Source organism: Cellulomonas sp. PhB143, assembly GCF_003752595.1.
In the GTDB taxonomy this organism is placed as follows: Bacteria; Actinomycetota; Actinomycetes; order Actinomycetales; family Cellulomonadaceae; genus Paraoerskovia.
On the sequence record NZ_RKIJ01000013.1, the window covers coordinates 308,768 to 329,120 of the forward strand.

21 protein-coding genes are annotated in these 20,353 nt (G+C 74.0%); 1 reads left to right on the forward strand and 20 read right to left on the reverse strand.

Annotated elements, in window-relative coordinates; all coding sequences use genetic code 11:
- Positions 1-69: 69 nt before the first annotated feature.
- The 16 genes from yajC to EDF32_RS11665 form a co-directional block, all read right to left on the reverse strand.
- Positions 70-537, reverse strand: a complete 468-nt coding sequence (yajC, locus tag EDF32_RS11590; protein ID WP_123308684.1) for a preprotein translocase subunit YajC — start codon at positions 535-537, stop codon at positions 70-72.
- A gap of 156 nt (positions 538-693) precedes the next feature.
- Positions 694-1,701: a Holliday junction branch migration DNA helicase RuvB gene (ruvB, locus tag EDF32_RS11595; protein WP_233565886.1), complete on the reverse strand. Its 1,008-nt coding sequence runs from the start codon at positions 1,699-1,701 to the stop codon at positions 694-696.
- 64 nt (positions 1,702-1,765) lie between these two features.
- Positions 1,766-2,380, reverse strand: coding sequence for a Holliday junction branch migration protein RuvA (gene ruvA, locus EDF32_RS11600; RefSeq protein WP_123308686.1), 615 nt, complete (start codon positions 2,378-2,380; stop codon positions 1,766-1,768).
- 69 nt (positions 2,381-2,449) lie between these two features.
- The gene (ruvC, locus tag EDF32_RS11605) at positions 2,450-3,013 is read right to left on the reverse strand and encodes a crossover junction endodeoxyribonuclease RuvC (RefSeq protein ID WP_123308687.1); all 564 of its coding nucleotides are present in this window, start codon (positions 3,011-3,013) and stop codon (positions 2,450-2,452) included.
- Between the two features lie 78 nt (positions 3,014-3,091).
- Positions 3,092-3,847: a YebC/PmpR family DNA-binding transcriptional regulator gene (locus tag EDF32_RS11610; protein WP_123308688.1), complete on the reverse strand. Its 756-nt coding sequence runs from the start codon at positions 3,845-3,847 to the stop codon at positions 3,092-3,094.
- An 8-nt stretch (positions 3,848-3,855) separates the two neighbouring features.
- Entirely contained in the window at positions 3,856-4,461 is a 606-nt protein-coding gene (pdxT, locus tag EDF32_RS11615; RefSeq protein ID WP_305037914.1) for a pyridoxal 5'-phosphate synthase glutaminase subunit PdxT, read from the reverse strand.
- 73 nt (positions 4,462-4,534) lie between these two features.
- Positions 4,535-5,116, reverse strand: a complete 582-nt coding sequence (locus EDF32_RS11620) for an NUDIX hydrolase (protein WP_123308689.1) — start codon at positions 5,114-5,116, stop codon at positions 4,535-4,537.
- A 13-nt stretch (positions 5,117-5,129) separates the two neighbouring features.
- Positions 5,130-6,038, reverse strand: a complete 909-nt coding sequence (gene pdxS, locus EDF32_RS11625) for a pyridoxal 5'-phosphate synthase lyase subunit PdxS (protein ID WP_123308690.1) — start codon at positions 6,036-6,038, stop codon at positions 5,130-5,132.
- A 100-nt stretch (positions 6,039-6,138) separates the two neighbouring features.
- The gene (locus EDF32_RS11630; protein WP_123308691.1) at positions 6,139-6,852 is read right to left on the reverse strand and encodes a hypothetical protein; all 714 of its coding nucleotides are present in this window, start codon (positions 6,850-6,852) and stop codon (positions 6,139-6,141) included.
- Positions 6,849-8,075 (reverse strand): glycosyltransferase family 4 protein, encoded by a 1,227-nt coding sequence (locus EDF32_RS11635; RefSeq protein ID WP_123308692.1) that lies wholly within the window; start codon positions 8,073-8,075, stop codon positions 6,849-6,851. Before EDF32_RS11635 ends, EDF32_RS11630 begins: the two co-directional genes overlap by 4 nt.
- Positions 8,072-9,031 carry a phosphatidylinositol mannoside acyltransferase gene (locus EDF32_RS11640; protein WP_123308693.1) on the reverse strand — a complete coding sequence of 320 codons (960 nt, stop codon included), beginning with the start codon at positions 9,029-9,031 and terminating at the stop codon, positions 8,072-8,074. Before EDF32_RS11640 ends, EDF32_RS11635 begins: the two co-directional genes overlap by 4 nt.
- On the reverse strand, positions 9,028-9,675 hold the full coding sequence (pgsA, locus tag EDF32_RS11645; RefSeq protein WP_123308694.1) for a phosphatidylinositol phosphate synthase: 648 nt from the start codon (positions 9,673-9,675) through the stop codon (positions 9,028-9,030). Before pgsA ends, EDF32_RS11640 begins: the two co-directional genes overlap by 4 nt.
- Positions 9,675-10,307: an HIT domain-containing protein gene (locus tag EDF32_RS11650; RefSeq protein WP_123308695.1), complete on the reverse strand. Its 633-nt coding sequence runs from the start codon at positions 10,305-10,307 to the stop codon at positions 9,675-9,677. Before EDF32_RS11650 ends, pgsA begins: the two co-directional genes overlap by 1 nt.
- A gap of 4 nt (positions 10,308-10,311) precedes the next feature.
- The gene (gene thrS, locus EDF32_RS11655; RefSeq protein ID WP_199734915.1) at positions 10,312-12,345 is read right to left on the reverse strand and encodes a threonine--tRNA ligase; all 2,034 of its coding nucleotides are present in this window, start codon (positions 12,343-12,345) and stop codon (positions 10,312-10,314) included.
- A gap of 118 nt (positions 12,346-12,463) precedes the next feature.
- On the reverse strand, positions 12,464-12,889 hold the full coding sequence (locus tag EDF32_RS11660) for a DoxX family protein (protein ID WP_123308696.1): 426 nt from the start codon (positions 12,887-12,889) through the stop codon (positions 12,464-12,466).
- A 128-nt stretch (positions 12,890-13,017) separates the two neighbouring features.
- The gene (locus EDF32_RS11665) at positions 13,018-14,568 is read right to left on the reverse strand and encodes an MFS transporter (RefSeq protein WP_123308697.1); all 1,551 of its coding nucleotides are present in this window, start codon (positions 14,566-14,568) and stop codon (positions 13,018-13,020) included.
- A 115-nt stretch (positions 14,569-14,683) separates the two neighbouring features.
- Between EDF32_RS11665 and EDF32_RS11670 the strand changes: the two genes are divergently transcribed.
- Positions 14,684-15,019: a DUF3467 domain-containing protein gene (locus EDF32_RS11670; RefSeq protein WP_123308698.1), complete on the forward strand. Its 336-nt coding sequence runs from the start codon at positions 14,684-14,686 to the stop codon at positions 15,017-15,019.
- A 24-nt stretch (positions 15,020-15,043) separates the two neighbouring features.
- On the opposite strand, the gene allB is transcribed toward EDF32_RS11670, so the two are convergent.
- The 4 genes from allB to EDF32_RS11690 are packed head-to-tail and all read right to left on the reverse strand — an operon-like array spanning position 15,044 to position 20,335.
- The gene (gene allB / locus EDF32_RS11675) at positions 15,044-16,423 is read right to left on the reverse strand and encodes an allantoinase AllB (protein ID WP_233565878.1); all 1,380 of its coding nucleotides are present in this window, start codon (positions 16,421-16,423) and stop codon (positions 15,044-15,046) included.
- Positions 16,420-17,607 carry a glycerate kinase gene (locus tag EDF32_RS11680; RefSeq protein ID WP_370449976.1) on the reverse strand — a complete coding sequence of 396 codons (1,188 nt, stop codon included), beginning with the start codon at positions 17,605-17,607 and terminating at the stop codon, positions 16,420-16,422. Before EDF32_RS11680 ends, allB begins: the two co-directional genes overlap by 4 nt.
- An 11-nt stretch (positions 17,608-17,618) precedes the next feature.
- On the reverse strand, positions 17,619-19,406 hold the full coding sequence (gene gcl / locus EDF32_RS11685; RefSeq protein ID WP_123308700.1) for a glyoxylate carboligase: 1,788 nt from the start codon (positions 19,404-19,406) through the stop codon (positions 17,619-17,621).
- Positions 19,407-19,438: 32 nt separating this feature from the next.
- Complete coding sequence (locus EDF32_RS11690) at positions 19,439-20,335, reverse strand: 2-hydroxy-3-oxopropionate reductase (protein ID WP_123308701.1); 897 nt, start codon at positions 20,333-20,335, stop codon at positions 19,439-19,441.
- Positions 20,336-20,353: the final 18 nt, after the last annotated feature.

Consider the following 20,353-nt stretch of genomic DNA (forward strand, 5'->3'; position numbering starts at 1 on the left):
TCGTCGTCGAGCCACCCGGCGGCAGCACGGTTCAGGCGGCCGGGGCACCAGCGCCCCGGGACCGCTCGTTCAGCTGTTCTTGCGGTCCTGGTCCGGGTCGTCGTCGTCCCGGTCGGCGGTGCCCGGCTGCGGCTCGAGGCCCGACAGGTCGTCCGGGACGTCGAGGCGCTGCTCGTCGACCGGCCGGCCCGTCTCGTCCACGACGGGCGCGTCCACGACGGCGGTGCCCACGACGGGCACGTCCTCCGGGTCGGTCTCCGGCTCGAGCTCCACGGGCGGGTCGACGCGCTTGGAGATCGCCGCGCGCAGCCACCGCGTGCGGCTGCCGCCCGGCTCGGCCTCGAGCGTGATCACGTCGGACTCCTCGTCGATCTCGACGATCGTGCCGAACATCCCCGAGGCGGTCATCACCTCGACGCCCTCCGTCAGGGTCGAGCGGAAGTCGGCCTGGGTCCGCTGCTGCTTGCGGGTGCGCGAGCTCATGAAGAAGAGCAGCCCGATCGCGAGCACGGCGAAGATCACGAATGTGGGATCCATGGGGTGTAGCACGTCCTTTGCGGTGGAGTCTGCGCGGCAGTCTAGGCGCACGTACGGGCTCGGTCGACGAGCGTCTGCGCCCGGGGCAGCCCCTGGGCACCCGCACCGTCGGTCCGACCAGTCTAGGGCCTGGTCCGTCGCCCCGGCCGCAGCCGGTCAGACGGCCGCGAACAGCCCGTCCGACGGCGGCTCGAGGCCCAGGTGCGCCCACGCGGCGGGCGTCGCGACGCGGCCGCGCGGCGTGCGCCCGATGAGCCCCTCGCGCACGAGGTAGGGCTCGGCGACCGTCTCGACGGTCTCGCCCTCCTCCCCCACCGTGACGGCCAGCGTCGACAGGCCCACCGGGCCGCCGCCGAACCGGGTGCACAGCGCCCGCAGCACCGCGCGGTCCAGGCGGTCGAGGCCGAGCCGGTCGACCTCGTACACCTCGAGCGCCGCACGCGCCGCGGCGAGGTCGAGGGTGCCGTCGCCGCGCACCTGCGCCCAGTCCCGGACCCGGCGCAGCAACCGGTTCGCCACACGCGGTGTACCCCGGGAACGCCCGGCGATCTCGTGGGCCGCCGCGTGCGCGAGCGGTACGCCGAGCAGCCCGGCGGAGCGCACCACGACGCGCTCCAGGTCCTCGCTGTCGTAGAAGTCGAGGTGCCCGGTGAAGCCGAACCGGTCGCGCAGCGGCGCCGGGAGCAGGCCGGCGCGCGTGGTGGCGCCCACGACGGTGAACGGCGGCAGGCTGAGCGGGATCGCGCTCGCCCCCGCCCCCTTGCCGACGACGACGTCGACCCGGAAGTCCTCCATCGCGACGTACAGCAGCTCCTCCGCGGGCCGGGCGAGGCGGTGGATCTCGTCGATGAACAGCACCTCGCCCTCCTCGAGCGAGGACAGGACCGCCGCGAGGTCGCCAGCGTGCTGGATGGCCGGGCCGGACGTCACGCGCAGCGACGTGCCGAGCTCCGTGGCGATGATCATCGCGAGGGTGGTCTTGCCCAGCCCCGGCGGGCCGGAGAGCAGCACGTGGTCGGGTGCCGCGCCGCGTCCGAGCGCGGCGTGCAGCACGAGCGAGAGCTGGTCGCGCACGATTTTCTGGCCGACGAAGTCGTCGAGGCTGCGCGGGCGCAGCGCCGCCTCCGCCGCGCGCTCCAGGTCGTCCGCCCCGGGGGCGACGATCCGCTCCGAGGAGACCGGGTCGCCGGTCCCGTCGGTGTGCCCGGCCGACCCGGCGTCGGCGTGCTCAGCCACGGTGGGCCCCGAGGAGCCGCAGCGCCGCCCGCAGGGTGCCCGCGACGTCGTCGGGCGCCAACGGCTGCTCCCCCGCATCGGCGAGCACGGCGGCGACGGTGTCCTGGGCGACCTTCGCGGTCCAGCCCAGCCCGACGAGCGCCTCGACGACCTGCTCGCGCTGGTCGCCGGCCGCCACGGACGGTGCCTCGCCGGCCACGGCGCCCGGGGCGCCGAGCCGGTCGCCGAGCTCGAGAGCGATGCGCTGTGCACCCTTGCGGCCGATGCCGGGCACGCGCACGAGGGCCGCGATGTCCTCCCCGGAGACCGCTCGCCGCAGCGCGTCCGGCGTGTGCACGGCCAGCATGGCGAGCGCGAGCCGTGGGCCGACGCCGCTGACGGTCTGGACCTTCTCGAAGACCGCCCGCTCGTCGTCGTCCGCGAAGCCGTAGAGCGTCATGGAGTCCTCGCGGACCACCAGGGAGGTCGCCAGCCGGGCCGCCTCGCCCACGCGCAGCGCCGAGAGCGTCGCGGGCGTGCCGTGCACCAGATAGCCGACCCCGCCGACGTCGAGCACGGCGGCCTCCAGCGAGACGGACGCGACCGTCCCGGACAACGACGCGATCACGCAGAGCCTCCCGACCGAACACCTGTACGACTGGCCGTCACCCTAGCACCGCACGCGCGAGCGCAAGGCTCAGCCCACACCCCGGCGTGCCGCGTGCTCCGCGGCCGCCCAGGCCCGCTGCGCCGGCGTGAGCTGGTTGCGCTCGCCGCCCTGCAGCGCGCCGGCGGGACGCCACAGGTGGCAGATCGCGAGCGCGAGCGCGTCGGCCGCGTCCGCGGGGCGCGGCGGCTCCGCCAGCCCGAGGATCGAGGCGACCATGCGCTGCACCTGCTCCTTGCCCGCGCGCCCGCTGCCGGTCACCGCGGCCTTGACCTCGCTCGGGGTGTGCAGGGCGACGGGGACCCCGCGGCGCGCGGCCGCGACCATCGCCAGGCCGGCCACCTGGGCGGTGCCCATGACCGTGCCGACGTTGTGCTGGGCGAAGACCCGCTCGACGGCGACGACGTCGGGCATGTGCTCGTCGAGCCAGACGTCGAGGCGCTCGGAGATGCGCAGGAGGCGCAGGTCGACGCTGTCCTGCGGGGGGCTCTGCAGCACCCCGACCGCGACGAGCTCGGCGCGCCGCGCCGGCAGCGAGTCGACGACGCCGATCCCGCAGCGGGTCAGTCCTGGGTCCACACCGAGCACGCGCACGCCGGTCAGGCTCTCACGCCGCCGGCGAGGGCCCGGTCAGGCGCGCGGCCCCGCGCCCCGCGCGCCCGCTCTCGCGGCTCAGTCCTCGTCGAGCTGGGCCAGGACCTCGTCGGGGGCGTCGAAGTTCGCGTACACGTTCTGCACGTCGTCGCTGTCCTCGAGCGTGTCGATCAGGCGCAGGATGTTGCGCGCCCCGTCGGCGTCGACCTCGATCTGCATCGACGGGTGCCAGACGACGTCGGCCGAGTCGTAGTCGATCCCGGCCTCCTGCAGCGCGGTGCGCACCGGGACCAGGTCCGTCGCCTCCGAGAGCACCTCGAACGCCTCGCCGAGGTCGGTGACGTCCTCGCCGCCGGCCTCGAGCACGGCCTCGGTCACGTCGTCCTCCGTCGTGCCGTCCTTGGGCACGACGACGACGCCCTTGCGCGAGAAGAGGTAGGACACCGATCCCGGGTCGGCCAGCTGGCCGCCGTTGCGGGTGAACGCCAGGCGGACGTCCGCGGCCGCGCGGTTCTTGTTGTCCGTCAGGCACTCGACGAGCACGGCGATGCCGCCGTTGCCGTAGCCCTCGTACAGGATCGTCTGGTAGTCGGCGCCGCCGGCCTCCTGGCCGGAGCCGCGCTTGACGGCCCGGTCGATGTTGTCGTTGGGGACCGAGGTCTTCTTGGCCTTCTGGATGGCGTCGAAGAGGGTCGGGTTCCCCGCGGGGTCACCGCCGCCGGTGCGCGCGGCGACCTCGATGTTCTTGATGAGCTTCGCGAAGAGCTTGCCGCGCTTGGCGTCCTTCGCGGCCTTCTGGTGCTTGGTCGTAGCCCACTTGGAGTGACCTGACATTGCCCGACTTACTCCTTCACCATCGTGACGAACAGCTCGTGCACCCGTGCGTCACCGGTGATCTCCGGGTGGAACGAGGTGGCGAGCAGAGCTCCTTGACGTACTGCGACGATCCTACCGGCGGCGCCCGCCGCCTCATCGGCCGGGACCGAGGCGAGGACCTCGACGCCGGCGCCGACCTCCTCCACCCACGGCGCACGGATGAACGTCGCGTCGACCGGGCCGCCCTCGAGGCCGACGACGTCCAGGTGCGTCTCGAAGGAGTCGACCTGCCGGCCGAACGCGTTGCGCCGCACGGTCATGTCGATCCCGCCGAGGGTCTCCTGGTCCGCCGTGCCGTCCAGGACGCGGTCCGCGAGCAGGATCATCCCGGCGCACGAGCCGTAGACCGGCAGCCCGCCAGCGATGCGCTCGCGCAGCAGGTCGCGCAGCTCGAAGATCCGCAGCAGCTTGTCGATCGTCGTCGACTCCCCGCCCGGCAGGACCAGGCCGTCCACGGACGCCAGCTCGGCGGGCCGGCGCACCCCGACCGCGCGCGCCCCGGACCGCTCGAGCGCGCGGACGTGCTCGCGCACGTCTCCCTGCAGGGCGAGGACTCCGACGGTAGGGATCACCGGGACATCCTAGTCAGCGCCCGACGGCCCCCGGGTCGCCGCCCCTGGTCACAGGTGCCACAGGTGCCACAGGTCATTCCCGGGCGAGGCCGAGCTCGACGACGACGCCGTCCCACCCGCCGACGAGGCCGCGCACCAGCTCCGCGAGCCCGACCGGGAAGACCTCGATGTCGACGGCCGCCAGCGCGGCCAGGTCCCACCACGCGAGCTCGTCGAGGACGTCGCGCTCCCCGTCCGTCCACCCGTCGCGGTTCAGGGCCGCCGCGGCCGCCGCGTCGACGCGGGCGAGGAAGATCACCTCGTCCTGGCGGCAGTGCGCGGCGAAGAAGTCGAAGATCGCGGAGCGGCGCACGACCGGCCCGACCAGGGCGTCGTCGGCGAGGACGATGCCGGTCTCCTCGCGCACCTCGCGCAGCGCGGCCTCGCGCGCGCTCTCCCCCGCGTCGATCCCGCCGCCCACCGTGAACCACCAGCTGCGGGCGGGCTGGTCGACGTCGTGCCCACGGACCAGCAGCACGCGGTCGTCCGGGTCGAGAAGGATGACGCGCGCGGCGCGCCGGAACAGCAGCCCGTCCGCGCCGCGCACCCAGTCGGGACCCGGCCCGGCCTCGGGGCCGGGCCGGGTCCCGGGCACCTGCTCGGAGCCCTGGGTCATGCGTGCCTGCTCGTCACCAGCCGCGCTCGGCGAGGCGGTGCGGCTCGGGGATCTCGTCGACGTTGATCCCGACCATGGCCTCGCCGAGCCCGCGCGAGACCTTGGCGATCACGTCGGGGTCGTCGTAGAACGTCGTGGCCTTGACGACCGCGGCCGCGCGCTCGGCCGGGTTGCCCGACTTGAAGATGCCGGAGCCGACGAACACGCCCTCCGCACCGAGCTGCATCATCATCGCGGCGTCCGCCGGGGTGGCGATGCCGCCGGCGGTGAAGAGCACCACGGGGAGCTTGCCCGTCGCGGCGACCTCCTTGACCAGCTCGTACGGGGCCTGGAGCTCCTTGGCCGCGACGTACAGCTCGTCCTCGGGCAGCGACGCGAGCCGCGCCAGCTGCTGGCGGATCTGGCGCATGTGCGTCGTCGCGTTCGAGACGTCGCCCGTGCCGGCCTCGCCCTTGGAACGGATCATCGCGGCGCCCTCGGTGATGCGGCGCAGCGCCTCACCGAGGTTCGTCGCACCGCACACGAAGGGGACCGTGAAGGACCACTTGTCGATGTGGTTCGCGTAGTCGGCGGGGGTCAGCACCTCGGACTCGTCGACGTAGTCGACGCCGAGCGACTGCAGGACCTGCGCCTCGACGAAGTGGCCGATGCGCGCCTTGGCCATCACCGGGATGGAGACGGCCTCGACGATGCCGTCGATCATGTCGGGATCGCTCATCCGGGAGACGCCGCCCTGGGCGCGGATGTCCGCGGGCACCCGCTCGAGCGCCATGACGGCGACCGCGCCGGCGTCCTCGGCGATCTTCGCCTGCTCCGCGTTGACGACGTCCATGATGACGCCGCCCTTGAGCATCTCGGCCATGCCGCGCTTGACGCGTGCCGTGCCGACGCTCGCGGGCTCGGGGCTGTTCTCGCTGCTCACCGCAACCTCACATCCGATTGACTGGGTTTCGCGGCGCCTGCGGGCGGCCGCGTCGATCGGGTCGATTCTACGCGCGGCGGCCCGGCCCCCTCGCGCGTGCTCAGGCCTGCGGGCCGACGCCGGACGCGGCACCGAGCCCGTCGGGCCACGCGTCGTCCAGCTCGACCGTCACCGGCATCGCCGCGTGCCCGGCGACGCGGAAGAGGCGCACGTACCACTGCCGCCGCACGTGCTGGGCGCGCAGCACCGCCTCGTTGTGGAAGCGGCGCGCGAGCTGGACCCGGAACCAGGCGGCCCCGAGCGCCCGGACCAGCGCATCCGCGTGCGGGTCGGCGCACAGCTCGCGGACCTCGTCCGGGCCGCCGAGCGCCTCGCGCAGGGTCGCCGAGAGCTCGCTCTCCGCCGTCGCGCGCTCGGCGTCGAAACCCTGGGCGAGCCGGTCACGGACGGTCGGGGCCGGTCCCGGGCCGTCCGCGACCCGAGCGCCGGCCGCGGACCGCTCGTGCAGGAACGCAGCGAGGTCCGGCACCGCGAGCGCCAGCTCGCGGTCGCCCAGGTCGTCGTCGAGGACCACGGCGGCCGCCGACTCGGCGACGAGCATCGAGCTCGCGGGATCGAGCACCCCGGCGGAGGCGAGGTCGGCGGCCGCGGAGGCCCGGCGGACGAGCTGCCCGTCGAGCGCGATGCGCGAGGCGACGACCTTGCGGTGCAGCCGGTCGAGGCGCGAGGCCGAGACCCACAGGAGCCAGCCGAGCACGAGGACCACGGCGAGCGCGAGCATCAGCACCGTCTCGGCCGTCTGCGTCATGCTCATCCGAGCACCTCCGGCTCGGCGCGCCGGCGCAGGCCGAGCCGGCCCCGCAGCGTCGGGTCGGCCCGCACGCCCGCGGACGCGTCGGACGCCGCGAGGACGGTCTCGTAGACCGCGACGACCTCGGCGGTGACGGTCGACCAGTCGAACCGCCGCACGAAGCGCGAGGCCTGCTCGACGTAGCGGTCCCGGGCCGCGCGGTCGCCCAGGGTGGCCAGCACGGCCCGGGCGAGGTCGTCGCCGTCACCGACCTCGAAGAGGGCGCCCGCGGCGCCGTCGTCCAGCACCCGGCGGAAGGCACCGAGGTTGCTGGCCACGACGCACGCGCCGGCGCTCATCGCCTCGACGAGCACGATCCCGAAGCTCTCGCCGCCCGTCTGCGGGGCGACGTACAGGTCCACGGAGGAGAGCAGGCTGGCCTTCTCCTCGTCGGTGATCGACCCGAGGAACTCCACGGACCCGGCGTGCGGGCCCAGCGCCTCGATCGCGGCGTCCCGACCGGCGTCGCCGCGCCCGGCGACCAGGAAGCGCGCGCCCGGCACCTGGGCGAGGACCTGGCCGACCGCCGCCGTGAGGACCGGCAGGCCCTTGCGGGGCTCGTCGAGGCGCCCGAGGAACGCGACGGTCGGTGCCTGCGGCGTGCCCGTCCAGCGCGGGTCGGGCAGCGCCCGGGCGAAGGTGTCCACGTACACGCCGTTGGGGATGACGACGGCGTCCCCGCCCAGGTGGTCGACGACGGTGCGCCGCGCGTCCTCCGAGACGGCGATCCGCCCGTCGATCTTCTCCAGGCTCGAGCGCACGAGCGGCAGCGCCGCCTGCAGGGCGCGCGAGCGCACGAGCGCGCTGTGGCAGGTGACGACGACGGGCGTCGACGTGGCCCACAGCGCGAGGATGCTCAGGCTCGGGGTGACGGGCTCGTGCAGGTGGATGAGGTCGAAGTCGCCCGTCTCGAGCCAGCGGCGCACGCGCGAGGCGACGCGCGGCCCGAAGGTCAGCCGCGCGACCGAGCCGTTGTAGCGCACCGGGATCGCGCCGGGCACGGTGGTGAACCAGTCCGGCAGGTCCGCGCCGTCGTCCGCCGGGGCGAGCACGGAGACCTCGTGCCCCTCGGCGATCAGCGCCTCCGCGAGGTCGCGGACGTGGAACTGCACGCCGCCCGGGACGTCGAACGAGTACGGGCACACGATGCCGACCCGCAGGCGCCCGCGCCGTCGACCCACCCTCATGCGGCGGCCTCCGCGACGCCGGCGCGGACCGCGGCGTCCCGGCGCGGGTCGAGGTCCGCGACGAACACGCGCTGCAGCATGTGCCAGTCCTGCGGGTGCTCGCGCAGCGGCCCCTCGTAGGCCCGCACCCACGCCTGGGTCACGGCCGTCGCCTGCTCCCGGCGCGGCAGCGTGCGGTCGACCTCGATCTCGTCGGAGATCTCGACGACCAGGCCCCACGGCGAGCCGGCCGCGCGGCGCCGCGCGCCGCGCAGGCGCTCGTAGTAGATGTTCGCGACGAACAGCGGGGCGCCCGCCACCGCGAGCGCCGCCGGGCCGGCGGCCACGCGGGCGCGCTCGCCGAAGAGGTCGACCTCGATGCCGCTCGCGCCCAGGTCGCGGTCGGCGAGCAGGGGCAGGATGTGCCCCGGCTGCCGGCTGGCCCGCAGGAGCGAGCGGAAGACGTCGTCGTCCCCCAGCGCGAGGATCTCGATGCCGATCGAGCTCCGGAAGCGCAGGAACTCCGCGAACAGCTCGGGGGGCTCGAGGCGCTCCGCGACCGTCAGCACGGGGCTCAGGTGCGGGTTGGCCCAGGCGCCCGCGAGGTCCCAGTTGCCCTGGTGCCCGAGCGCGAGCACGGGCGAGCGGCCCGCCGCGATGTGGGCGCGCAGCGCCTCGCCGTTGCTGAGCCGCACCCGGGCCGCGATCTGCTCGGGCGTGAACGCGGGCAGCGTGAAGGCCTCGCGGTAGTAGCGCATGTACGAGCGCATCCCCGCCCGGCTCAGCCGGCGCAGCGCCCGGTCCGACAGCTCGGGGCGCACGCGCCCGAGGTTCGCCTCCAGGCGTCGCACCCCCGCGCCGTGGCGCAACCAGGCCACGTCCGCCACCGTGCCGAAGACCGCGCGCAGCAGCGGCTGCGGGACCCGGTGGGCGTGCTTCCAGGCGAAGGTGAACAACGCGCCGGTGTCGACGCTCATCCGGCGACGCCTCCGGGGCCGGCGGCCCTGTCGTCCATGGCGTCGATCTGCCGGCGCACCGTGAGCATCCGCTGGACCACGGTCACGAGGCTCGCGACGGCGAGCAGGCCCAGCACGACGACGAGCAGGCCCGACCAGACGCCGAGGCCGACGAGGCCCGCGGCCACGAGGGTCAGGACGAGCCGGTCCGCGCGGCCGGCGATGCCGTTGGACGCCGTCAGGCCGAGGCTCTCCGCCTTCGCCCGGGCGTAGGGCACGACGCCGCCGAGCACCAGGCAGGCGAGGGCGAACGCGACGCCCCAGGCGGCCCAGGCGCCGTCCTGCGTCCACAGGTAGAGCAGCACGCCGGCGAACACCGCGCCGTCCGCGACGCGGTCGAGGGTCGAGTCGAGGAACCCGCCCCACGGCCCGCTCGTGCCGCGCTGGCGCGCCATGTTCCCGTCCAGCACGTCCGAGAACGCGAAGACCATGATCGCCATGGTCCCCCAGAACAGGTGGCCGGTCGGGAAGAGCCACAGGGCGCTGACCACGACGCCGAGGGTGCCGGTGATCGTCACCGCGTCCGGGCTGACGCCCAGGCGCAGCAGGGCGGCGCCCAGCGGGGTGAACAGCCAGGTGAAGAAGGCGCGCAGGCGGCCGAACATCAGGCGTCCCCCCGCTCGGCAGGCCCGGCAGGCTCGGCAGGCTCGGCAGGCCATGCGGCGGCGAGCCGGGCGCGCGTGTCGGCGAGCAGCTGCGGCACCGCCTTCGTCTGTCCGACGACGGGCAGGAAGTTCGCGTCGCCGAGCCAGCGCGGCACCACGTGCTGGTGCAGGTGGGCCGCGATCCCGGCGCCCGCGACCTCGCCCTGGTTCATGCCGAGGTTGAAGCCCGCGGGCCCCGAGACCTCCCGCACCACGCGCATCGCGGTCTGGGTGAGCCGGGCGAGCTCGTGGGTCTCCGCCGCGGTCAGGTCCGTGTAGTCGGCCACGTGCCGGTAGGGGCAGACCAGCAGGTGCCCCGGGTTGTACGGGTAGAGGTTGAGCACCACGAAGCAGGTCGTCCCGCGCGCGACCACGAGGCCGTCCTCGTCGTCGCGCGCCGGGATCCGGCAGAACGGGCACTCGCCCGCCGTCGCGTCGGCAGGCTTGTCCTGCCCGCCGATGTACACCATGCGGTGCGGCGTCCACAGGCGCTGGACCGCGTCCTCGGCCGGCGGGAAGTCCGTCGCGGCGTCGACCCGCACATCCTCCTGCGGCGCAGCGCCCTCCTGCGGCACGGGGCTCTCGTGCGTCATGCGATCAGACCTGCACCCGGTCGCGGACGGCGGCGACGATCCGCTCGACGGCCTCGGCCACGGGTACCCCGTTGTCCTGGTGCCCGTCGCGGTAGCGGAACGAGACGGCACCGGCCTCGGCGTCCTCGCCGCCGGCGATGAGCACGAAGGGGACCTTCTGGGTGCTCGCCGTGCGGATCTTCTTGCCGAACCGGTCGTCGGAGACGTCGACCTCCGCGCGGATCCCCTGCGCCCGCAGCTGCGCCACGACGTCGTGAAGGTAGTCGTTGAACGGCTCCGCCACGGGGACCGCCACGACCTGCACCGGGGCGAGCCAGGCGGGGAAGGCGCCCGCGTAGTGCTCGAGGAGGACGGCGAAGAACCGCTCGATCGACCCGAACAGCGCGCGGTGGATCATCACGGGGCGCTGGCGCGAGCCGTCGGCCGCCGTGTACTCGAGGCCGAACTTCTCGGGCAGGTTGAAGTCGAGCTGGATGGTCGACATCTGCCAGGTGCGGCCGATGGCGTCGCGGGCCTGGACGGAGATCTTGGGGCCGTAGAACGCCGCGCCGCCCTCGTCCGGGACGAGGTCGAGGCCCGAGGCGCGGGCGACCTCGGCGAGCGTCGCGGTGGCCTCCTCCCACACCTCGTCGGAACCGACGGACTTCTCCGGGTCGCGGGTCGAGAGCTCGAGGTAGAAGTCGTCGAGCCCGTAGTCCTTGAGCAGGTCGAGGACGAAGGTGAGCGTGGTGCTCAGCTCGTCCTTCATCTGCGCACGGGTGCAGTAGATGTGCGCGTCGTCCTGGGTGAACCCGCGGGCCCGGGTGAGGCCGTGGATCACGCCGGACTTCTCGTACCGGTACACGGTCCCGAACTCGAACAGCCGCAGCGGCAGCTCGCGGTAGGAGCGCCCGCGGGCGTCGAAGATCAGGTTGTGCATCGGGCAGTTCATCGGCTTGAGGTAGTAGTCCTGCCCCTGGCGGGTGACGTTGCCCTCGTCGTCGACGACGGCGTCCAGGTGCATGGGCGGGTACATCCCGTCCGCGTACCAGTCCAGGTGGCCGGAGACCTGGTAGAGCCGCTCCTTCGTGATGTGCGGCGTGCTGACGAACGAGTAGCCGCCCTCGATGTGCTTGCGCCGCGAGTAGTCCTCCATCTCGGTGCGGATGATGCCGCCCTTGGGGTGGAAGACGGCGAGCCCCGAACCCATCTCGTCGGGGAACGAGAACAGGTCCAGCTCGGTGCCGAGCCGGCGGTGGTCACGCCGCTCGGCCTCGGCCAGCCGGTCGAGGTGGGCGCGCATCGCGTCCTTGGTCGGCCAGGCGGTCCCGTAGACACGCTGCAGCTGCGGGTTCTTCTCGCTGCCGCGCCAGTACGCGGCGGCGCTGCGGGTCAGGGCGAAGCCGTTGCCGATGAGCCGCGTGCTGGGCAGGTGCGGCCCGCGGCACAGGTCCTTCCAGACGACGGTCTCGGTCTCGCGGCCGGCACCGCGCACGTTGTCGTAGATCGTCAGCTCGCCGGCGCCGACCTCGACCGAGACGCCGGCGTCCTGGTCGCTCGCGCTCGCCGAGCCGCCCTTGAGGCCGACGAGCTCGAGCTTGTAGGGCTCGTCGGCCAGCTCCGCACGCGCCTCGTCCTCGGTGACGACGCGGCGCACGAAGGTCTGGCCCTCCTTGACGATGCGCGTCATCGCCTTCTCGAGCGCCTTGAGGTCGTCCGGGGTGAACGGGGTCTCGACGTCGAAGTCGTAGTAGAAGCCGTCCGTGATCGGCGGCCCGATGCCGAGCCTGGCCTCGGGGTTGACCTGCTGCACGGCCTGGGCGAGCACGTGCGCGGCCGAGTGGCGCAGGATGTCGAGCCCGTCGGGCGAGCCGATCTCCACCGCCTCGACGACCGAGCCCGGGGCGATCGGGGCGGACAGGTCGCGCAGCGCGCCGTCGACCCGCGCGGCGACGACCTCGCGCCGCGAGCCGAACAGGTCGGTGCCCGTCGTCCCCGTGCCCACCGTGACCTGCTCGCCGTCGACGGTGATGGACAGGGGGGGTGCGGCGTCGGACACGGAGCTTCTCCTCGGGCAGTGGTCAGGGCACCGCCGGACCGGCGGTGCCCTGACGATCGTACCGACTGACGCCTGCGGGGCCAGAACGGCTGCCGGTCGGCAGTCGGTCGGCTGCCGGTCAGCCGTCGGTCGAGGTGCCGGCCCGTCCGCCCGGGGTGTCCAGGACGGCGAACAGGAGGCCGCCGAGCATCGTGAGGTTCTTGAGGAACTGGGTCCGCTGCGCCTTGCGCGCGCCCTCCTCCTCGATGCTCCAGTAGGCGTGGCCGGCGAGCGTCGTCGGGACGAGCGACGCCGCGAGCGCGAGCGCGGACAGGCGCGGCAGCCGCCCGATCGCGAGCAGCGAGCCCGCGACGACCTGGGTGGCGGCGTTGGCGCGCACGAGCAGCTCGTCGTCCGCGGGCAGCGGGACGACCTTGCGGATCGCCGCGAGCGTGTCGGCGGCGACGTCGGGCCGCCCGCCCGGCTGCCGCAGCGCGTCGGCGCCCATCACCACGTAGGTGGAGGCGGTCAGGGCGCGGGCGGCGAGGCGTACGGGGTTGGGCATGGGGCTCTCCCTCGGTCGATGGGGTCCCGCGGCGCCGGTCGCCGGCGGCGGGACGCAGGTCGTGGCGCCACCGGTCGGCGCCCCGAAGATCGTAACGACGTCCGGCCCGGTGCCGGGGACCGCGACACTCAGCGCCCGTCGTCCTGCGTGCCCCGCGTGCCCTGCGTGGCCTCGTCGTCCTGATCGTCCTGGGCGTCCTGGGCGGTGAGCGGGGTGGCGATGTCCTCGAGCGATTTCCGCTCGGCACCGACCCCGAGGAAGATCGCCACGACGCCGCCCGCGACCATGAGCCCGGCGCCGATGTAGTACCCGACCGCGATGCCGCCGATGTCGCCCGCGGACTCGGCCGACTCGATGAGCCGGCCGAACAGCAACGGACCGGTGATGCCGCCGACCGCGGTGCCCACGGCGTAGAAGAGCGCGATGCACAGCGCGCGCGTCTCCATCGGGAAGACCTCGCTCGCCGTCAGGTACGCCGAGCTCGCGCCGGCCGAGGCGAAGAAGAACACGACCATGCCGAACGCGGTCAGGCTCAGCGCGGTCAGGCTGTCGAGCCGCAGGCCGGCGACGGCGAGGAGCACCCCGGAGACGATGTACGTGCCCGAGATCATCCGCACGCGACCGACCTTGTCGAACAGCGGGCCGAGCGCGAGCGCCCCGACGAAGTTGCTCAGCGCGAAGGCCGCGAGGTAGGCGCCGGTCTGGTCGACGTCGAGGAACGTCTGCAGGGTGTCGCCGTAGGTGAAGAAGAACGCGTTGTACAAGAACGCCTGGCCGACGAACAGGAAGAGGCACAGGACCGTGCGCCGCGGGTAGTCGCGCAGCACCGTCCGGGCGATCCGCGCCAGCCCGACCGTGTGGCGCTGCTTGACGGTGATCGTCGTCTCGACCGGCTCGAGCTCGCTGCCGGTCTCGCGCGCGACGGTGTCCTCCACCGAGCGGACGATCGTCTCGCTCTCCTCCTGGCGGCCGTGGATGAACAGCCAGCGTGGGCTCTCGGGCACGTGCCTGCGCACGAAGAGCACGGCGAGCCCGAGGGCCGCGCCGAGGCCGAAGCACAGCCGCCACCCCAGGCCGGCCGGGACCAGGGCCGGGTCGAGCAGCGGGATGGTCACGAGCGCCCCGGCCGCGGCGCCCAGCCAGTACGAGCCGTTGATGGTGATGTCGATGCGGCCGCGGTACCTCGCCGGGATGAGCTCGTCCACCGCGGAGTTCACCGCCGCGTACTCGCCCCCGATGCCGAGACCGGTGACGAACCGCATGGCGAAGTAGTACAGCGGGTTCATCGAGAACGCGGTGAGCACCGTGCCCAGGAGATAGGTGAGCAGGGTGATGATGAACAGCCGCTTGCGACCGAACCGGTCCGTGAGCTGGCCGAACACCAGCGCGCCGAGGCACGAGCCCGTGACGTACACCGCGCCGGCGACGCCGATCTGGGAGCTCGTCAGGCCCAGGCCGTCGGAGGACTTGAGGACCTCGGACAGGTTGCCGACGATCGTCACCTCGAGGCCGTCGAGGACCCACACGGTCCCGAGGCCGATGACGATCATCCAGTGCCAGCGCGCCCACGGCAGACGGTCCATCCGCGCCGGGATGTCCGTGGTGATGGTGCCCAGCCCGTCCCCCGGCTCCTTCCGCGCGCGGCCGTCGTCGGTCCCTCGTCTCGTCGTCGTCGACATGGGTCGGTTCTAGCCCCCGGGGGCAGCGCCCGCACGCCGGGCGCCCGGAGCCGGTGCAGGTACCGTCGGACGGACGCGCCGCACCCACGGCGCGGACCCTGACGAGAGGCCGACCGTGACCGAGCCCGACCGGACCCGCCGCAACTTCCAGATCGAGCTGCCGCCCGAGTGCGAGGCCGGCGTGCCGGCCGACTTCGCGTCGCTGTGGCACACGCCGTCGTCGTTCGTCATCGACTTCGTCGCGATGAAGTCCCCGCCGTCGCTGAAGAACGACCCGGACACGGGCGAGGGCGTGATGACGACGCCGGTGAAGGTCGTCTCGCGCGTGCGTATCCCGCCCGACCAGGTGTTCGAGCTCGCCAGCGCCCTGACCAAGCAGCTCGACGCGTGGGAGAAGGAGCGGGCCCGGGCCCGCCCGACCGGTCAGGACCGGCCGGACGCGGCGGGCTGACCGTCCGGGCGGGCCGGGCGCCGCTCAGCCGGCGCGGGTGATCAGCCGGCCGGTCGGGCGCTGGAGGTCGATCTGCTCGCCGCGCAGGTACGTCGCGCGCACCCGCCCGGTCAGCCCCTTGCCGTCGTACGGCGAGACGGGGTTCTTGTGGTGCAGCTCGGCGACGTGCGCCTCGTAGGTGTCCTCGGGGCCGAAGACGGCGAGGTCGGCGTCGTTCCCGACGGCGATGCTCCCCTTGCGCGGCACGCGCGCCATCGCCGCGGGGCGTGAGGACATCCAGGCCACGACGGTCTCGAGGTCGACGCCTCGGCTGCGCGCCTCGGTCCACACGAGCGAGAGCCCGAGCTGGAGCGAGGAGACCCCACCCCACGCGACGCCGAAGTCGCCGCCCTCGGGCTGCTTGAGGTCCACGGTCGCGGGCGAGTGGTCCGAGACGACGCAGTCGATCGTGCCGTCCTGCAGCGCCGCCCAGAGCGCGTCGCGGTTGCCCGCCTCCCGGATCGGCGGGCAGCACTTGTAGGCCGTCGCACCGTCCGGCACGTCCTCCGCGACCAGGGTCAGGTAGTGCGGGCACGTCTCGACGGTCAGCCGCACCCCCTCCGCGCGCGCCGCCGCGATCTCCGGCAGGGCGTCCGACGACGACAGGTGCAGGATGTGCGCCCGCGCGCCCGTGCGGCGGGCCGCCTCGATCACGGCGCGGATCGCCCGGTTCTCGGCGTCGCGGGGACGCGAGGCGAGGAAGTCGGCGTATGCGGCGCCGTGCGGCTGCGGCGCCGCGTCGATCGTCTCGGCGTCCTCGGCGTGCACGATCAGCAGGGAGTCGAGGCCCGCGAGGATGTCCATGTCCCGCTCCATCTCGGGCGGATCGAGCGGGGGGAACTCGTCGACGCCCGAGGGCAGCAGGAAGCACTTGAAGCCGAAGACCCCGGCCTCGTGCAGCGGCGTCAGGTCGCCGTCGTTCCCCGGCACCGCACCGCCCCAGAAGCCGACGTCGACGAACGCCTGCGGCCCGGCCACGGCGCGCTTGGTCTCCAGCGCGTCGACCGTGACGGTCGGCGGGATGCTGTTCAGCGGCATGTCGAGGATGGTCGTGACGCCGCCCGCCGCGGCGGCGCGCGTCGCCGACGCGAAGCCCTCCCACTCGGTGCGCCCCGGCTCGTTGACGTGCACGTGGGTGTCGACGAGCCCGGGCAGCAGGACCTCGTCCGCCCCCAGCTCGACGACGCGCCGCCCCCGCAGCCCCGCGCCGAGCGGTTCCACGGCGGCGATCGCGCCGTCGCGCACGCCGACCTCGGCGGGGGCGAGCCCCGCGGCGGTCAGCACGCGCGCACCGCGCAGGACGAGGTCGAACGCGTCCGGTCCGTCGGTGGCGGTCGGTCGGGGGGTCAGGTCGTCGGTGCTCACGCGTGTCGGTCCGTCCTGTCGTCGGTCGGTCGGTCGTCGGTGCGGTGCGCTCGTGCGGTGCGCTCGTGCGGTGGGGCCGTCGTGCCGCGCAGCTCGTCGGCGATCGCCGAGCCGACGAGCTCGAGCAGGCGGACGGCGTCCGCCATGCTGCGGCGGGGGTCCGGCTCGAGGTCGCTGAGCCGGTGCACCCGGTCGAACCCTGCCTCGCCCAGCGCGGTCGTGTCGAGGCTCGACACGCCGCAGACCGCGACGACCGGCACACCCGCGGCGTGCGCGACCTGGGCGACCCCGACCGGGGTCTTGCCACCGAGGCTCTGGGCGTCCAGGCTGCCCTCGCCCGTCACGACGAGGTCGGCCCCGGCGACCCGGTCCGCCAGCCCCGTGAGGTCCCGGACCAGGTCGACGCCCGAGACGCGGTCGGCGCCCAGGACCGCGAGCGCCGCGAAGCCGACGCCGCCCGCGGCCCCCGCGCCGGGGGCCCGGGCGACGTCCTGCGCGCCCAGGGCGCGCACGAGCCGCGCGAGGCCGGCGTCGAGCCGCTCGACGTCGGCGGGGGTGGCGCCCTTCTGGGGGCCGAACACCGCGGCGGCGCCGTGCTCGCCGAGGAGGGGGTGGTCGACGTCGGACGCGAGCGTGATGCGGGTGCCCGCGATCCGCGGGTCGAGGCCGGTGACGTCGACGCGGGCGAGACGCGCGAGCCCGCCGCCGCCCGGACCGACGGGCGCGCCGTCGTCGTCCAGGAACCGGACGCCGAGGGCGGCGAGCATGCCCGCTCCCCCGTCGGTGCACGCGCTGCCGCCGACCGCCAGCACGACGTGCTCGCTGCCGGCGTCCAGCGCGGCCGCGACGAGCTCGCCCGTGCCGGTGCTCGTCGCCTCCAGCGGCGCGAGGACGCCGCCCGGCAGGAGCGCGAGCCCGGAGGCCGCGGCCATCTCGACGACCGCCTCGGAGCCCCGCACCGCGATCACGGCGTCCACCGGCTGCCCGGTCGGCCCCGCGACCCGCACGCTGCGGGACGTGAACCCGGCCCGCAGCGCGGCGTCGCAGGTGCCCTCGCCGCCGTCGGCGACGGGCACCTCATCGACGGTGATCCCGTCGCCGCGCGCCGTGAGGCCGCGCCGCAGCGCGGCGCCCACCTCGACGGCGCTCGCCGACCCCTTGAACTTGTCGACCGCGACCACCACCCGCACGACGATCAGTCCAGCAGCGCGATCGTGGCGGTCGGGGCGTCCGCGCCCCGCTCGGCGAGGTCCTCGAACTCCACGACGTTGTCGAGCTCGGTCCCCATCGAGATGTTGGTGACGCGCTCGAGGATCACCTCGACGATCACCGGGACGCGGTGCGTCACGGCGAGCTGCTTCGCCTCGGCGAGGCCCGCGGCGATCTGCTCCGGGTCCTCGACGCGCACGGCCTTGCACCCGAGGCCCTCGGCGACCTTGACGTGGTCGACGCCGTAGCCGTTGGTCTCCGGGGAGTTGACGTTGTCGAACGCCAGGGACACGTGGTAGTCCATCTCGAAGCCCCGCTGGGACTGACGGATCAGGCCCAGGTAGGAGTTGTTCACCACGACGTGCACGTACGGCAGGTTGAACTGCGCGCCGACGGCGAGCTCCTCGATCATGAACTGGAAGTCGTAGTCGCCCGACAGCGCGACGACGGTCGCGTCCGGCGTGCCGCGCACCACGCCGAGGGCGGCGGGCACCGTCCAGCCGAGCGGGCCGGCCTGGCCCGCGTTGATCCACCGGCGCGGGCCGAACACGTGCAAGAGCTGGGCGCCGGCGATCTGCGACAGGCCGATCGTGGAGACGTAGGTGGTGTCCTGGCCGAACGCCTTGTTCATCTCCTCGTACACGCGCTGCGGCTTGATGGGCTGCACCTCGAAGTGCGTCTTGCGCTGCATGCGCCCCTTGCGCTCGGCGCAGTCCGCGACCCAGCCCGTGTAGTCCGGCAGGCCCCCGCCGTCGGGGTCGTCGCGGCGCTCGCGGGCGACCTCGAGGACGACGTCGAGGAACGCGCCGGCGTCGGACGTGATGCCCAGGTCCGGGGAGAACACGCGGCCGATCTGCGTGGGCTCGATGTCGACGTGGACGAAGGTCCGCCCCGCCGTGTACGTGGAGATGCTGCCGGTGTGCCGGTTGGCCCACCGGTTGCCGATGCCGAGCACGAAGTCGGCGGCGAGCATCGTCGCGTTGCCGTAGCGGTGCGAGGTCTGCAGGCCCACCATCCCGGCCATCAGCGGGTGGTCGTCGGGGATGACGCCCCAGCCCATGAGGGTGGGGATCACCGGGACGTCGAGCAGCTCGGCGAGCTCCACGAGCCGGTCGGAGGCGTCGGCGTTGATGATCCCGCCGCCGGCCACGATCAGCGGGCGCTCGGCGGCGAGCAGCATGTCGAGCGCCTTGGCGGCCTGGCGCCGCGAGGCGCGCGGCTTCTCCACGGGCAGCGGCTCGTAGGTGTCGGGGTCGAACTCGATCTCGGCGAGCTGGACGTCCATCGGCAGGTCGAGCAGCACCGGGCCCGGCCGGCCCGAGCGCATGAGCTGGAACGCCTTGGCGAACGCGCCCGGCACCTGCGCCGGCTCGAGGACCGTCATGGCCATCTTGCACAGCGGCTTCGCGATCGACTCGATGTCGACGGCCTGGAAGTCCTCCTTGTGCAGCTTCGCGACCGGCGCCTGCCCGGTGATGCACAGGATCGGCACCGAGTCGGCCGCCGCGGCGTACAGCCCGGTGATCATGTCCGTGCCCGCGGGCCCCGACGTGCCGATGCAGATGCCGATGTTCCCGGCGGCCGCGCGGCTGTAGCCGTCGGCCATGTGCGAGGCGCCCTCGACGTGCCGGGCGAGGGTGTGCCGGATCCCGCCGTGCGCGCGCATCGCGGAGTAGAAGGGGTTGATCGCGGCGCCGGGGAGGCCGAACGCCTCCGTCGCGCCCTCGATCTCGAGGATCTTCACCGCGGCGTCCACGGTGCGCATCTTTGCCATGGTCCTGCTCCTGCCCGTAGGTCTGTCGGTGGTCAGTCGGTGCTGGTGGCGCCGGAGCGCCCGGAGAGCTGCTCGACGAGGAGCAGGAGAGCCGAGTGGTCGAGGTCGCCGTGCCCCTCGGCGCGCAGCGCGCCCATGAGCTGGGCGGTCATCGCGCCGAGGGGGATCGCGACACCGGCCTCGCGGGCCGCGGCGGTGACGATGCCGAGGTCCTTGTGGTGCAGGTCGACCCGGAATCCGGGCTGGAACTCCCGCTTCGCCATCGACGCGGCCTTGCGGTCGAGGATCCGGTTGCCGGCGAGGCCGCCAGCGAGCACCTCGATCGCGGCGGCCGTGTCGACGCCGTGCGCCTCGAGGAACACGAGCGCCTCGGCGACGAGCTCGATGGTCCCGGCGACGATGAGCTGGTTCGCGGCCTTGACCGTCTGCCCGGAGCCCGCCGGCCCGACGTGCACGATGGTCTTGCCGACGGCCTCGAGCACGGGTCGCACGGTCTCGACGTCGTCGGCGTCCCCGCCGACCATGATCGACAGCACGCCCTCGACCGCCCCCTGCTCGCCGCCGGAGACCGGGGCGTCGACGGCGCGGACGCCGGCCTCGGCGGCCGCGGCGGCGAGGCGCACGCTGACGTCGGGGCGGATGGTCGACGCGTCGACCCATACGGCCCCCTGCCTGGCGTGGGCGAGGACGCCGTCCTCGCCGAGGACGACGGCCTCGACGTCGGGCGAGTCGGGGACCATCGTGATGATCACGTCCGCGTCGCGCACGGCGTCGGCGATGCTCGTGGCGGCGGTGCCGCCGTGCTCGGCGAGCTTCTGCGTCGCGCCGGGCGACCGGTTGAAGCCGGTGACGGCGTGGCCCGCGTCGACGAGGTTGCGGGCCATGGGCAGGCCCATGATGCCCAGTCCGATGACGGTGACGTTGGTCATGGTGCTTCTCCTTCGAGG

Excerpts from the sequence above, each read along its gene's own strand:
- EDF32_RS11660 (WP_123308696.1), bottom strand. The coding sequence starts at position 12,889 with ATGCCCAACCCCGTACGCCTCGCCGCCCGCGCCCTGACCGCCTCCACC.
- yajC (WP_123308684.1), bottom strand. The coding sequence starts at position 537 with ATGGATCCCACATTCGTGATCTTCGCCGTGCTCGCGATCGGGCTGCTC.
- EDF32_RS11650 (WP_123308695.1), bottom strand. The coding sequence starts at position 10,307 with ATGACGCACGAGAGCCCCGTGCCGCAGGAGGGCGCTGCGCCGCAGGAG.
- EDF32_RS11610 (WP_123308688.1), bottom strand. The coding sequence starts at position 3,847 with ATGTCAGGTCACTCCAAGTGGGCTACGACCAAGCACCAGAAGGCCGCG.
- EDF32_RS11690 (WP_123308701.1), bottom strand. The coding sequence starts at position 20,335 with ATGACCAACGTCACCGTCATCGGACTGGGCATCATGGGCCTGCCCATG.
- EDF32_RS11665 (WP_123308697.1), bottom strand. The coding sequence starts at position 14,568 with ATGTCGACGACGACGAGACGAGGGACCGACGACGGCCGCGCGCGGAAG.
- EDF32_RS11640 (WP_123308693.1), bottom strand. The coding sequence starts at position 9,031 with ATGAGCGTCGACACCGGCGCGTTGTTCACCTTCGCCTGGAAGCACGCC.
- EDF32_RS11630 (WP_123308691.1), bottom strand. The coding sequence starts at position 6,852 with ATGAGCATGACGCAGACGGCCGAGACGGTGCTGATGCTCGCGCTCGCC.
- pgsA (WP_123308694.1), bottom strand. The coding sequence starts at position 9,675 with ATGTTCGGCCGCCTGCGCGCCTTCTTCACCTGGCTGTTCACCCCGCTG.
- EDF32_RS11620 (WP_123308689.1), bottom strand. The coding sequence starts at position 5,116 with ATGACCCAGGGCTCCGAGCAGGTGCCCGGGACCCGGCCCGGCCCCGAG.
- gcl (WP_123308700.1), bottom strand. The coding sequence starts at position 19,406 with ATGGCAAAGATGCGCACCGTGGACGCCGCGGTGAAGATCCTCGAGATC.
- EDF32_RS11635 (WP_123308692.1), bottom strand. The coding sequence starts at position 8,075 with ATGAGGGTGGGTCGACGGCGCGGGCGCCTGCGGGTCGGCATCGTGTGC.